Below are 12,573 nucleotides of genomic sequence, written 5' to 3'. Positions count from 1 at the left end.
CGCGCCTCCAACCGGTGAGACGACCCCTGCACGGCGCGCCGTTACTTCTTCACCAGTCCCTTTTCTACGAGGCTTCGTGCGGCAGCGATCACTGCATCGCGTGAGGGGCGCGGCTGCCAACCCAGGACGTGACGGGCCTTCGCATTGGACGGTCGCCTGACGTAACCGAGGTCCGGCAGGATGTGCCGCATCTCCGAGTTGACGAGAGCTCCGGCCCGCACCACGGCGCTCGGAATGACGCGCTTGGGCACGTGCGGAGCTGCCGCGCCGAGGTCAGTCCTGATCCATGCTCCGAGATCCTTCATCGCGATCGCGGGGCCGTTCGCGATCAAGAAGCGCTCGCCTGCGGCTCGTTTCTCGGTCATGGCCAAAATGTGCGCGGCTGCGACGTCGCGTACGTCGACGACCGGAAAGTAGAGGTCGGGGAAGCCGGGAATGTCGCCGTCGAGGATCCTCTTCACCAGCATGTTGGAACCGGAGACATCGTGGCCGAGGGCAGGCCCCATGACGGCCACGGGCAGCATGGTGACGAGCTCCGTCGGCCCTCCTTCGGACCGTACGAATTCCCAGGCAGCACGCTCGGCGAGGGTCTTGCTGGCCCCGTAGGGATCGACTTCTGGGGAGCCGACGACTGTCCAGTCGGCCTCGGTGAAGACGCGGTCGTCGTGTGGATGGCCCCAGCCGACGGCATGGAACGCCGAAGTGAGTACCACGCGTGCGACTCCGGCGTCGCGTGCCGCGCGCAGTACGCGCAAGGTGCCTTCGCGCGCCGGAACGATGAGGTCGTCCGGGTTGTCCACGAGTCCGGGGCGTACTGGCGAAGCGACGTGGAGTACGAAGTCCATGTCGGCAACGGCTGCCGGCCACCCGGCGTCCTCCATCAGGTCGGCCTCCACGAATGTCAGGGCGTCCCCGTTCAGCATTCCGGCGTCGGCCAGGACGGATCGAACGGTGGCCTCGCGGCTCAGGGACCGGATCGTGGCACGGACGAGGTAGCCCTGCTGGAGGAGTTGAAGGATGCAGTGACCGGCGATGAACCCCGAGCCACCAGTGACAAGTACGCGCTTCTGAGTCATGCATCGATCGTTCGGTGAGCCGGGGAGATCAGCCAGTTCCCTGGCTGTCCTGGTAGCGGCAGGGACAGGCTGAGGGGTAAGCGAATGGCTACCCTGGAGATATGGACGATCAACAGAATGCGCTGGGTAACTTTCTACGTGCCCGACGCGACCTCATCACTCCGGAAAGAGTCGGCATTGCCGTGTCTGGTACGCGACGAGTTCCTGGGCTCCGTCGCGAGGAGGTCGCGATGCTTGCGGGCGTCAGTGCCGAGTATTATTTGCGCTTGGAACAGGGTCGCGACCGCAGGCCGTCCACTCAAATCCTTGAATCCATTGCAAATGCTCTTCTGCTGGATGAGGAGGCACGGGATTACCTCGCCGCTCTGGCTACTGACCGGCCTCGCCGCCGTCGGAGCCACTCAGCAGTCAAGGAAACTGTTCCGTCCGGAATCTCGAAGCTCCTTCGCACTCTTGGTAAGCCGGCATTCGTGGAGGGGCGCTATATGGACGTGCTTGCGGCCAACTCGCTTGCCCTCGCGCTCTCTCCGCGGCTCACGGCTGGCGCGAACCGCCTGCGTGATCTTTTTCTCGATCCTGCCGAGCAGGTTCTCTTCTCGGACTGGGAGGGTGCGACCCGGCAATTCATCGCAGGCTTCCGGCAGTCTGTCGGGGCTGATATAAACGACCCCCGGTTCATCGAACTCGTCGGAGAGCTTTCTCTGGCCAGTCCGCGCTTCCGCGCCTTGTGGGCGCGTCAGGATGTGAAAAAGCTCCAGGGCGGGCGTATGCGCTTCGATCACCCGCAAGTGGGTTCGCTGGACCTGAACCATGAAAAGCTGGCAATTCCCGGGACAGGGAACATGATGCTCGTCATCCTGCATCCGGACCCCCAGAGCCAGGACGCTGAGAAGCTCTCGCTCCTGGCCTCGGCGTCCCTCGAATCACCTCACCCCGGGGAGCTGGGCGCCCGATCACGCGAAGCGTGAGAACAGTTCTTGAGAAGTTCCTCCCTCCTCGACGATCCCAGTGACGGCCCGGTCCACCGTGGTATCGGAAGTGATGATGTTCATGACGATCCGCCTATGTGTCATCCGCTCCCGGCCGCAGCGATGTCGTCCAGCCGCGCGAGGCTCCCATTTTGAGCAAACACGCATAGGGAATCCAGCGGGCGCCGGGCCCGGGCGGGGTGCCGGCACCCGTGGCGGTGCGGGGTTCAGAAGCCGGGGAAGAGTGATTGCAGGTCGTCCAAGGTGACGGTTCCCGTGGCCTGGATCTCGTCCGTGCAGCCACGACACCATCCCCGCCGCCAAGACCACGGTCCCGGACACGACGATCCGCTCTCGAGCCACGGACAGCAACGGCGTATCGCATCACGGCCTCACTACAGAGGAGCTACACCCCTCCCGGGTGTAGTTCAAACCGCATGACGTCATCCGCCAAGGCGATCCTCCCCCTGGAGCGGCAACGCTGAAGAAGCTCACTGCGACGGCACTGGCTTTTTGCGGGGCCGACGGGCGTGGAGGACGAACGCCGGGGGCATGTTGCGCCACACGGTCCGACTGATGACGACCTCCTCGAAGCTCTCGACCAGCAGGGCGCGAAAGCGGCGAGCGGCGACGAGGGGAACGGCGTGGGCGTACGTGAAGGCTGTGAACGCGCCTGCAGGGCTGAGCACTTCGGCCGTGTCAGCCATGAGCTGCTGCTGAGTGTCAAGTGGGAAGAGGGCCCAGGGAAGGCCACTGATGACCACGTCCGCTTGATAGATGCCCCGTGCGTACAGCAATTGCCGCAGCTCCCCCACGTCACGCTGGATCACCTCCGCCCTCGGGTGCCAGTGTTGGAGACGCTGAGCGAGAACCGGGTCGATCTCGATGGCCAGGTGACGTCCCCGGCCTGCGAGCCTGCGCTGGATCTCAGCCGTGAACGGGCCGGTACCGGCACCCAGTTCGACCACCACGGGCTCACCGCATTCGGGTATAGGAGCAGAGACTGCCTGGGCCAGGTGGCGCGAGCTGGGTGCTATGGCGCCCATGCGGCCCGGTGCCCGCACCCACCGCCGGAGGAATAGGGCTATATCGTGCGGATCTCCGGACGGCCTGCTAATACCGCCTTGCCGAGCCGAAGAGGGCGCCTTACTAGTGGTCATGGTAGTTGCGCTTCCTGGAGAGCATGACTATGGGGAGAGCCAGCAGGGCCCCGGTGCTGGGACTGCTTCGAAAAATCACGAGCCGGGCTGTGATCAAATTTGTCGGGACAGGCCTAGAGGTTGTCCCGTAACGAGTGGGGGGGTTGGGGCGTTATCTGGTCCTGGGTGGGGTGATCTCAGGGATGATCCGAAGTGGATCGGGCCGTTCGTCGGGTTGAGCCCGACACAGTTCAACTGGCTTGTCGCACTGGTGCGGCGACGTGGTGGTGTCCAGCGTGGCCATCCGTGGCGGCTGCCATTGGAGGACCGGGTGTTGATGGTGGCCACCTACTGGCGTACACACTGACGTTGCGGCAGATGGCACATCTGTTCGGGATCTCGAAGTCGGCCGCGTACCGGATCCTGAGTCATCTGGCTCCCCTGCTGGCGATCTCGCCGGCCCGCCGCGCACGCGAGGACACCGTCCACATCGTCGACGGCACGCTGGTGCCCACCAGGGATCGCAGTGCGGCCGCGTCGAGCAAGAACTGTCGGTACTCGACGAACGTGCAGGTGGTCATCGCTGCCAGCTGCCGGCTGGTGGTGGCCGGCCTTGATCCGCTGCCCGGCAGCCGCAACGACTGCCGGGCCTTCACCGAGTTTGGCGTCGACCGGGTCTGGCCCGGCGTGCCCACCACCGCCGACGGCGGCTACCAGGCCACCGGACTGCTCATCCCGCACCGCAGACAGCGAGGCCAGGACCATCTGAGTCCGCAGCAGGAGGCGGAGAACGCCGTCCACCCTGTCCCGCTTTAAGAACCGGAAAGTCCTGCGGGACTGCCGGCTCAAGGGCAGCGGCGTTCATCACGCCATGCTCGGCGTCGCACGCCTCCACAACATGGCCCTCTCGCACTAACTCAGACCCCATAAGCGTGCTCGACTCGTGCCCGTGCCCGGCGGGACACCTTTTAGCGCGGGGACGTGCAGGGACGTGACGGCCCAGTTCCTCTGTTGGGTTTCTTGGGATGTCTGCCGCGGTCGGCCGGGGCGAACTCAGGCTCGTGTGCCGCGTTCGCCGACTCCCATGAAGGCGTCGTGGCTACGGCTCCTGCGGCGCCCGCAGCGCCCAGAAGGCGGCACCGGGACAGAGGGCACGTCGGTGAAGTCATGGATCCTCGGGTCTTCTCGTGGTCGGTGTCGCTACCAGAGTTTCGAGGCTGAGTGCCTATATCCAGGGCCTCTTGATCCGAGGATGCGCCGGCGCCGGACCGAGACCGTCACTTTGATCCAGGGCGTCGATGTCAGCCGCGGCATCCTGAGGGCGGATGCTCCCCAGCCAGTCGCATATGGCGCTCCCGTAGCGGACCGTCCCTCCGCTTCGAAATCACCCTGGTCGTCGCTCCGATCCCGCAAGTCAGGCACTCCAGGGCCAGCATGCATCTTCTACGCCGACCGCGCAGGCAACGGTGTCACCACAAAGTCCCTACGGCAAGGTTGGCGACCGCTGGCAACGATCGCCGGCGGACCACGGCAGGAACATGGCCTGGTCGCCGTCGGCAGCAAGGTCCACCTCATCGGCGGCATCAGCCCTAGTGAACGTAACTCCTCACGGCCTGCTGGCAGTTGATGACCGTTCCCTGCCGACCCTGCGATCCTCAGAGGGCCCGTTGCACATCGACAGCGGACCCTCCGCCGTACGGCCTCGATGCCGCGCGTCGCCACATCTCAGCAGTGCGCACGGTGTCGCGATGCCGCTGGGGGTCGGGAACCGAGCAGCCAATGAACCAATGCATCCCAGGGACCGCAGCGGCCGTGCCTTCCATCTCCTACGGACCCGCTTCCTAGTCAACGGCCCGTGAGACAGTCGAGCACGGCTGACCGATCGTCACCAAGGAGAAGGCACCATGCGAGCATTGCCCGCCATCATCGGCCGTGACGAGTTCGACGTCCTGGTCGTCAGGACCGACTACCACGACGACCAGGCGTGGCAGGATGTGAAGGCGGCGCTGTTGCAGCCCTGGGGGGACAGGCGGTACGAGGCACACGTCCACTTCGTCGACGACCCGGCCTGGGCAGAAGCCACTGTTGACGAGGCGCTGAATGCAGTCAGCGCCGACGACAACCTGGCCGTTGTCTTCCTCGCCGACCGAACAACCATGCAGGCCGAGAGCCACCCGTTGCAGGCAGTCACCACACTGACGCGAGAGATGTGCGTGGACGACCAGGACTACGAGCAGCTCACCGAGTTCGGCCGTGAGTTCCGCACCGTCCCAGCGGGGGTTCACGATGTCCACGCCAACCTGAGCATCGGAAACCTGGGCTTCGAGGAGTACGCCGCATGGGCTCACGATGACCCCGAAGGGATCTACCGGTCCTTCTGAACAGGGCTCACGCAACTGCGGACAGAGCCCGTCGGGATGGTGGCCTTGCGAGTGCCAGCGCTGTACCGCGGCTGAGACCTACAGGTCGACTCCGGGCTGCGGCACCCCGCGTTCTACATGCTCATGTACGGCACCGTGCAGCCCGGCCGGCGGCCCCCCGCCGCGGACGAGGCGCACGCCCTGCTGGTGAGACTGCTGCGCCGCGCGGCCGAGGCCGGGCGCCTGCGCACTCCGGTGGAGCAGGCGACCGCCGTCGCCCGGCGTCACAGGAGGGCGCCGCCGGAGACCTCGATGCGCTGGGCGGTAACCCAGCGCAGTCCCTCGGAGGCCAGCGTAGCGATGGCATCGCCGATCTCCTCAGGCTCGCCGACGCGGCCGAGCGCGGTCTGTCCGGCCAGAAACTGGCGCATCCCGGCGTCGTCTCGCATCGCTCCGCCGTTGAAGTCGGTGGCGGTCGGCCCCGGGGCTATGGAGTTGACCCGGATGCCGCGCGGTCCGAGTTCTGCGGCGAGGGTGCGGCTCAGGGCTTCGACGGCGGCCTTCGAGGCGGAGTAGACCGAGGTGGCGGGGCTGGTGTGGCGGGTCAGCGACGTCGAGACGTTGATGACCTGGCCGCCCTGCGCCAGCAGCGGCACGAGCGACTGGATGAGGAAGAACGTGCCCCGGACGTTGGTGCCCATCACCGTGTCGAAGTCGTCGGCCGCGACAGTCTCCAGCGGCCCGAAGACGCCCACTCCCGCGTTGTTGACCAGGATGTCGAGCCGCGAAGCACCCCAGCGCTCCAGCTGCGCGCCGAGTTCGGAGGTGAAGGACGCGAAGGAGGAGACGTCGCTGATGTCGAGCCGGAGAACAGCGGCAGTCCCACCCACGGCCTGCACCTGTTCCGCCGTTTTCTCAGCCCCGGCCGAATCGCCTCGATGGGTGACCACGACCCGCACTCCGCGTGTGGCCAGCGCGATGGCCGCACTGCGCCCGAGGCCGCGATTCGCACCGGTCACCAAAGCGATCTTGTCGATTGTCATGAACTTCCTCCACCGTGCGACCTCCAGGACGCGCCCGGGTGCCACAGATCAGAGACGAGTCACTCGACTCGCCTTGCTGGTGCACCGTAAAGGGCCCCCCGAGGCGAGTCAAGTGACTCGCCTCGGGCTACGGCATACTTTCCGCATGGCAGCAGAACTCACCGCGCACCACCGCAGGCTCGCCCACCAGAAGCGCGAGGCGATCACTTCTGCGGCCACAGAACTGTTCTTGGACCGTGGCTACGACGGCACCTCCCTCGCACGGATCGCCGAAGCGGCCGGGGTCTCGAAGTCCACCCTGTTCAAGCAGTTCCCCACCAAGGCGGCCCTTTTCGAGGCCATCGTCACCGAGTCCTGGCAGCGCGACGCCGGCGATACCGCCGCACCGCCACAGGCGGGAGATCTGCGCTCCGGGCTGACAGCCATCGGCCACCGCTACGCCGACTTGATCGGCCAGCCCCGCATGGCAGCCCTCTTCCGCATCGTCATCGCCGAACTGCCTCGTTTCCCAGAACTGGGACGGATGCAGTTCCAGCTCGGCAAACTGCCCTACTTCGCCTCCGTCCAGCACTACTTGGCAACCGAGCATGAGGCGGGCAACGCCGATGTGCCCGACGCCGAGAGCGCCGCGAACCAGTTCCTCGGCATGATCGCCAACTACGTCCTGTGGCCCCGCATGCTGCTGACCGGCTGGAACCCCACAACCTCCGACATCCACAAGGCCGTCGAAGAGGCTGTCAAGACGATGCTCGCCAGATACGCCGCCGACCCGTCGGCATGACCCGAAGCCGGAACCTCGACACTGACGCGGGCGATGGCCACAGACCGCGACGCCTACAGCCTGTCCGGAAGCGCTCCCAGCCCCCTGTTCCCGCCGTCCGGCATTCTCCGCGATCCTGGCGCCCGGCCTTGGTCGTAGGGGTCTGCGTCGGGTTCGGCGAATACCTTTTCCATTTGCTCGGGATCTGCGCTGTGCCGCAGTGCAGATCCCGGACCGTGGGCACCGTGCGCGGGGCCCGTCACCTTCGGTACCGCTGTGCCACTGCCGCGAAGGCGGCCTTGGGTTCCCATTCCATGTCGGGGTAGGTCTGCCCTCGGCGGCCTTCGAGGAGCTTGACGATGGCCGGGCTGGCCCGGTCCAGATCGTCCCTGGGGTCGCCGTCCGGGCGGTGCGGGTAGCCGGGCAAGGAGAACAAGAACACAAAGGCGCTGTCCACGCCCTCTGTCTCGAAGATCTCCAGCAGTTCGCTCAGATATGCGGCCTGGCCGGCCTCGTCGCGCTCGTATATGCCGTTGAGCCGTACAGGGGCCTTGGTCTCTGGATCGTGCTCGACCACTTCCAGCACCCGCCCACCTCGGTCTCCCGCGCCGCGGTAGGCCGCGGTGCCGAACCCGGTGACAGCGAGCGGCTTGGGCCCCTGGGTCAGGGTGCGCACCGCATCACGGAACCGGTCAGCAACCTCGACGGAGCGGATCAGCTCGAACGTCACTATGTCGAAGGGAGTCCAGTCGACCTGCTCGAACTGGATGGACGCGTAGGTGAGTTTGCCCTGGAACCGCTCGCGGACCGTGGTCGCGGCGTCGCGGAGGAATGCGTTGATGCGCACGCCGAGCTCACGCATCGCTTCTGTCCGCCGGTCGGGCCGGCTCATGAGCTGCTCGACCCGCTCCTCGGGGCTCTCTCCGGGCAGGAACCCGCGGTTCATCACGCTCAGCTCGACTCCTGCGACGAACACGACTGTGGCCCCCTGCTGCCGGAGCCGTTCCGCTCGCTCGGCGCAGTCGCGGAAGAGCGTGATGATCTGCTCCGGATCCAGCTCCAGCGGATAAGGCGCGAACCAGATCTCCAGGCCGAGCTCGGCGGCGACGCCGGCGGCTGCCTCCAGTCGGCCCGGGTCGCCGCCGATGATCTGGACCGCGTTGCAGTGCAGGTCGTCGCGGATGATGGCGAGCTCGCGCCGGACTACCGCGAGGTCGAAGCGCTCGCGGGATGTCTGGCCGTGCACGACGAATCCGGTGTCGTAGGTCATTCCTCTTGCTCGCACAGTGACGTCCTGTCTCTCGGTCTCGGTTCGGGACGAGGCTGACAATAAAAATGCGTGCACGCAAGTTTGCGTGTACGCATCTTTGTGTGGAATGCTGGCGTCGTGACGACACCACCACCAGGGCTGCGGGAGCGGAAGAAGCAGGCCACGCGCGAGGCGCTCCGCGAGGCGGCCCTGCGGCTGGCCGTGGAGCGAGGACCGGACCAGGTGCGGGTCGAGGACATCGCCGAGGCAGCCGGGGTCTCGCCGCGTACCTACAACAACTACTTCGCCAGCCGTGAACAGGCGATTGTCTCTGCTGTTACGGCGGACCGGGAGGCGCGGATCGCGGCAGCGGTCGCAGCCCGACCCGCAGAAGTACGCCTGGCTGACGCCGTCACCGAAGCAGTGGTCGAGCAGTACACGAACACCGGTGAGCGTGAACACAAGGCGCTGCTGCTAATCACCACCCGCCCCACGCTGCGCGACGCCTTCCTCGATACCACCGCCGGTATCGAGCCCCCTCTCACGTCGGTGATCGCCGAACGCCTGGGTGATGCCGGGACACAAGCAGCCCGTGTTCTCGCGGCGAGCGTGGCAGCGGCGGTTCGCATCGCGTTGGAAAGCTGGCTCCGGCCGACTGAGAACACAGGTGCCCTCGAGAGTTTCGGCGCCGGAGGATTGGTCGTGCCCTCCGGCTCACTGCCCGACCAACTCCGCGTGGCGCTGGCCCCGCTCGCGCCCGCGTTCGACGCCGCCGAGCGACGAACCCAGCCTTGAAGCCGACTCAACTGGTCTGTGTGGTTCCTGACAGTTCCGCCTGCCTGCACCGGGACGGCTCGCTTGTCCATGACACTGAGGTCGCGCTCAGCCCGTTCTTCCTGAGGTCTCGGGGTAAGCGGGGGCCTGGCACATCCGTCGGCTTGACTCACCGGGCTTCCGATCGCTGGGAGCCTGGCTCCGTTCAGCACTGGCCTTGGTGAGCCAAGTGCGATGCCGTAACCGTCCACTTCGCAGGAACGCCGGCAGCAATTCGCACTCTTGGAACCCGAGGGGAGTTACTCGGACTCTTCCCGTGGCAGCGCGCGGCTGTTGATCGCGTCGGAGATGGCGTAGGCGGTGCGGACGAAGGATTCCGCCTGCTCCGCTGAGGCGTGCAGCGCGGAGGTCTGCTGCAGGATGCGGCCATGAGCGTGGTCGTCGCCCTGTCCGGGATCCACGCGCTGGCGGCTCACCAGATCCGCACACTGCTGCTGGACCAGGTGCACCTGGCCGAGTGTCGTCTGGGTGGCGGAAATCTCAACCGTCCCCTGGACGAGTACCTCGCCAAGGCGATCACCGACTGCCTCGACCACCAGCGCGGCCGCCGGCCGAACAGCGCCAACCCGCATCTGCGGATCAGCCGGAACACGGCCACCACCACGACGGCAGTCGGCACGTTGTGGCTGGACAAGCTGGTCATACCACTGCCCGTGGGCCTCGACCGGCTGCGGCAGGATCGCATTTTGGAGGAGGCTCTCGCCAGCGGGGCAGATCCTCTTCACCTCGCGCACGTCTTCGCGATCGGCGCCGAGACCAGCCTTCGTTACACAACCGGCGTCTCCCTCTCCGCCACCGAACACGATTCACGCACCCGCTGAACGGGCCGCCCCCTGCCGCACTCCCTGATGGACCGCCACGGCATCATGGCCGGGCAACACAATCGGGTCAGGGGGGAAGCGCATGACGGAGTTCATCGTTCACGACGATCCGGTCGGACGTACTCAGAGCAACTACATCGCCCGCGCCGACCTCGCCCGTTTCGGGCTGGACGGGCAGATGGAGCAGCTCTGGCTCAAGCCTCTCAACGACGGCACGTTCTCCGTCGCCTGCATCCCCTTCCGCGTCTACGGACTGGCCCTGGGAGACCGCGTGCTTCTCTCAGCTGATGACTCGATCAGCGAGGTGGTGGAGTTCTCCCGGCACCGCGTCCTGCGGATGCTTCTCATGCCCAGCCCGGACCCGACACGGTTGACCGGGGCGACCGCTCGCATCAAACATGAGATCGACGCGGCCGGCCTGCTGAGCGAATGGAGCGGGGACCGTCACGTCGCGGTCGACGTTCCGCCCCGGACAACCCCTTCGCAGCTGTTCGAGGTCATGGAACGCGAGGTCGCAGAGGCCGGCGCGTTCTGGGAGTGGGCTGACGCCATGCCTTTCTCCGCCCCAGGCTGATCGACAGCACATGGCAACTGCTCGCAGTCGCAAGAACTGGGCCTTTGGACACCACGAAACGACCCCCGCATCCCTCGGTTCGCAACCCAGGGGCTTCAGATTTCCTGACGTCGCGGAGGTTCGGCATCGAGAGCTTCTCCTGCCGTCCAGGCATCGACGGCACCCATGAGAAGGGCGAGGTCGAGGGCAGATCGGCTGCTTCCGCCGCAACCACTCCACCCCGGCGCCGGAGCGGCTCGCGGCCGCGGACCATCGACGAATGCTTCGCCGTCGAACAGCCGCTGCTCCTGCTCCTGCCGGATGAGCCGTTCGAGGCAGGGCGCGTGTTCACTCACAGGGTCGACCGCTACAGCCAGATCAGCGTCCGCACCATCTGGATGTCCCCGTGCTGGCAGCCCCGCCCCCACGAGGGCTCGCGCCACCCTGTCCTGTCCAAAGCAGCCCTGCCAACGAGATGCGGGGCGCGCTGCTGGGCGCATCCGGCTACGTGCCACTGCCGCTGACCGGCGGCGACTGCTTGGAACTGCTTCCCGTGCGCTTCCATCCGGTCACCGGCCGCGGCGTCCGCATCGACCACCGCACCTACGACCAAGCCCTGCTTCACGAGCACCGTGGGCGGTCCTCCCCCGCCGGCGCGGGCGGCAAGTGACATCCCGCAATCCTGCGCGCCTGACGGGGCAGCCTGGGTGCGCGGCACCCAGGCTGGCCCGGCCTTCCTGAGCGCCTGCTTGGCGGGTGGACTGATGCCGGTGGCCGTCTCCACGGGCTACCTCGTGCACACGAAGGAGATCACTCTCATGCCTGCGTCCACCCCCGCGGAGAAGAAGGTCGTCCTGATCACCGGGGCCAGCAGCGGCATCGGCGAGGCCACGGCCCGACACCTGGCCGCCGCGGGCCACCAGATCATGGCCGGAGCACGTCGCACCGACCGACTGGCAGAGCTGGCCCGACAGGTGAGCGCGACCGACGGCGAACTGGACCACCACACGCTCGACGTCACGCGACGCGACAGCGTCACATCGTTCGTCGACGCAGCCCTCAACCGATACGGCCGCATCGACGCTCTGGTCAACAACGCCGGCGTGATGCCGCTGGCACCGATGGCAGACTGCCGCGTCGACGAGTGGGACCAAATGCTCGACGTCAATGTCCGCGGCACGCTGTACGGCATCGCCGCCGTCCTGCCGACAATGCGTGAACAGGGCAACGGACACATCATCAACATCGCCTCGGTAGCCGGCCACCGCGTCGACCCCACCGCAGCCGTCTACTGCGCCACCAAATACGCAGTCCGCGCCCTCTCAGAAGGACTGCGCCAGGAAAACCGCGACATCCGCGTCACGATCATCAGCCCCGGCTTCACCGAAAGTGAACTGCTGGACCGGGGCGGCGCAGCCGAGGCACAGACGATGGCACGCACCGCCGCACGGCAACTCGCCATCCCAGCGTCCGCCGTCGCCCAGGCCATCAGCTACGCCCTCCACCAGCCGGCCACCGTCGACGTCAACGAGATCGTCATCCGCCCCACCGCCCAGGGCTGACCCCCGACCGGCCAGTGCCCGCTCCACCACCTGCAAACCTGCCTGCGCGCCTCGTCCAGCTGGCATCGGTCAGGTCCGGCACAGTTCGGTCCCCTGCCTCACCGCCACGGCGCCACACGCCAGCAACCCGTCGACTCCCAGGGCCAGTTGCGCACCGGCGGGGCGGGCGGGGCGCAGCCGTCGGGCCCTAGGAGCTGGGTAGACCGGT

The 12,573-nt window shown here is 66.7% G+C and carries 12 protein-coding genes and 1 pseudogene; 9 read left to right on the top strand and 4 right to left on the bottom strand.

The annotated features are described in order from the left end of the window. Positions 1 to 41: 41 nt before the first annotated feature. Positions 42 to 1,076: an SDR family oxidoreductase gene (locus tag ACIQJT_RS32590; protein WP_402649417.1), complete on the bottom strand. Its 1,035-nt coding sequence runs from the start codon at positions 1,074 to 1,076 to the stop codon at positions 42 to 44. A 101-nt stretch (positions 1,077 to 1,177) separates the two neighbouring features. Here ACIQJT_RS32590 and ACIQJT_RS32585 point away from each other — a divergent pair, with 101 nt between their 5' ends. Next, the gene (locus ACIQJT_RS32585; RefSeq protein WP_402649416.1) at positions 1,178 to 2,044 is read left to right on the top strand and encodes a helix-turn-helix domain-containing protein; all 867 of its coding nucleotides are present in this window, start codon (positions 1,178 to 1,180) and stop codon (positions 2,042 to 2,044) included. A 491-nt stretch (positions 2,045 to 2,535) separates the two neighbouring features. Here the strand turns inward: ACIQJT_RS32585 and ACIQJT_RS32580 are convergent, their stop codons facing one another. Further along, on the bottom strand, positions 2,536 to 3,015 hold the full coding sequence (locus ACIQJT_RS32580) for a class I SAM-dependent methyltransferase (RefSeq protein ID WP_402649415.1): 480 nt from the start codon (positions 3,013 to 3,015) through the stop codon (positions 2,536 to 2,538). Positions 3,016 to 3,400: 385 nt separating this feature from the next. Here ACIQJT_RS32580 and ACIQJT_RS32575 point away from each other — a divergent pair. Both ACIQJT_RS32575 and ACIQJT_RS32570 read left to right on the top strand, forming a co-directional pair. Beyond that, positions 3,401 to 4,099: pseudogene (locus ACIQJT_RS32575) on the top strand (transposase family protein). A 988-nt stretch (positions 4,100 to 5,087) separates the two neighbouring features. Next, positions 5,088 to 5,564 carry a DUF6924 domain-containing protein gene (locus ACIQJT_RS32570; RefSeq protein ID WP_365461329.1) on the top strand — a complete coding sequence of 159 codons (477 nt, stop codon included), beginning with the start codon at positions 5,088 to 5,090 and terminating at the stop codon, positions 5,562 to 5,564. 263 nt (positions 5,565 to 5,827) lie between these two features. Here the strand turns inward: ACIQJT_RS32570 and ACIQJT_RS32565 are convergent, their stop codons facing one another. Continuing rightward, entirely contained in the window at positions 5,828 to 6,586 is a 759-nt protein-coding gene (locus ACIQJT_RS32565; RefSeq protein WP_402649414.1) for an SDR family NAD(P)-dependent oxidoreductase, read from the bottom strand. A gap of 145 nt (positions 6,587 to 6,731) precedes the next feature. On the opposite strand from ACIQJT_RS32565, the gene ACIQJT_RS32560 reads away from it, so the two are divergent. After that, positions 6,732 to 7,367, top strand: a complete 636-nt coding sequence (locus ACIQJT_RS32560) for a TetR/AcrR family transcriptional regulator (protein WP_402649413.1) — start codon at positions 6,732 to 6,734, stop codon at positions 7,365 to 7,367. 238 nt (positions 7,368 to 7,605) lie between these two features. On the opposite strand, the gene ACIQJT_RS32555 is transcribed toward ACIQJT_RS32560, so the two are convergent. Further along, positions 7,606 to 8,616, bottom strand: coding sequence for a hypothetical protein (locus tag ACIQJT_RS32555; RefSeq protein ID WP_402649412.1), 1,011 nt, complete (start codon positions 8,614 to 8,616; stop codon positions 7,606 to 7,608). Positions 8,617 to 8,733: 117 nt separating this feature from the next. Here ACIQJT_RS32555 and ACIQJT_RS32550 point away from each other — a divergent pair, with 117 nt between their 5' ends. The 5 genes from ACIQJT_RS32550 to ACIQJT_RS32530 all read left to right on the top strand — a co-directional run bounded on the left by ACIQJT_RS32550 (position 8,734) and on the right by ACIQJT_RS32530 (position 12,365). After that, positions 8,734 to 9,390, top strand: coding sequence for a TetR/AcrR family transcriptional regulator (locus ACIQJT_RS32550; protein ID WP_402649411.1), 657 nt, complete (start codon positions 8,734 to 8,736; stop codon positions 9,388 to 9,390). Positions 9,391 to 9,797: 407 nt separating this feature from the next. Next, positions 9,798 to 10,250: a hypothetical protein gene (locus tag ACIQJT_RS32545; RefSeq protein ID WP_402649410.1), complete on the top strand. Its 453-nt coding sequence runs from the start codon at positions 9,798 to 9,800 to the stop codon at positions 10,248 to 10,250. A gap of 82 nt (positions 10,251 to 10,332) precedes the next feature. Continuing rightward, positions 10,333 to 10,824: a DUF4265 domain-containing protein gene (locus ACIQJT_RS32540; protein WP_402649409.1), complete on the top strand. Its 492-nt coding sequence runs from the start codon at positions 10,333 to 10,335 to the stop codon at positions 10,822 to 10,824. 517 nt (positions 10,825 to 11,341) lie between these two features. Then, entirely contained in the window at positions 11,342 to 11,473 is a 132-nt protein-coding gene (locus ACIQJT_RS32535; RefSeq protein ID WP_402649408.1) for a hypothetical protein, read from the top strand. Between the two features lie 148 nt (positions 11,474 to 11,621). Then, positions 11,622 to 12,365 (top strand): SDR family oxidoreductase, encoded by a 744-nt coding sequence (locus ACIQJT_RS32530; protein WP_402649484.1) that lies wholly within the window; start codon positions 11,622 to 11,624, stop codon positions 12,363 to 12,365. Positions 12,366 to 12,573: the final 208 nt, after the last annotated feature.

It is taken from the genome of Streptomyces sp. NPDC091972 (assembly GCF_044756385.1).
Lineage (GTDB): Bacteria > Actinomycetota > Actinomycetes > Streptomycetales > Streptomycetaceae > Streptomyces.
Note: the sequence above shows the minus strand (reverse complement) of the source record. Positions and strands in the feature narration are given on the sequence as shown.

Coding starts and splice junctions, on each gene's coding strand:
- ACIQJT_RS32590 (WP_402649417.1), bottom strand. CDS start 1,076: ATGACTCAGAAGCGCGTACTTGTCACTGGTGGCTCGGGGTTCATCGCC.
- ACIQJT_RS32585 (WP_402649416.1), top strand. CDS start 1,178: ATGGACGATCAACAGAATGCGCTGGGTAACTTTCTACGTGCCCGACGC.
- ACIQJT_RS32570 (WP_365461329.1), top strand. CDS start 5,088: ATGCGAGCATTGCCCGCCATCATCGGCCGTGACGAGTTCGACGTCCTG.
- ACIQJT_RS32565 (WP_402649414.1), bottom strand. CDS start 6,586: ATGACAATCGACAAGATCGCTTTGGTGACCGGTGCGAATCGCGGCCTC.
- ACIQJT_RS32560 (WP_402649413.1), top strand. CDS start 6,732: ATGGCAGCAGAACTCACCGCGCACCACCGCAGGCTCGCCCACCAGAAG.
- ACIQJT_RS32555 (WP_402649412.1), bottom strand. CDS start 8,616: ATGACCTACGACACCGGATTCGTCGTGCACGGCCAGACATCCCGCGAG.
- ACIQJT_RS32545 (WP_402649410.1), top strand. CDS start 9,798: ATGAGCGTGGTCGTCGCCCTGTCCGGGATCCACGCGCTGGCGGCTCAC.
- ACIQJT_RS32540 (WP_402649409.1), top strand. CDS start 10,333: ATGACGGAGTTCATCGTTCACGACGATCCGGTCGGACGTACTCAGAGC.
- ACIQJT_RS32530 (WP_402649484.1), top strand. CDS start 11,622: ATGCCTGCGTCCACCCCCGCGGAGAAGAAGGTCGTCCTGATCACCGGG.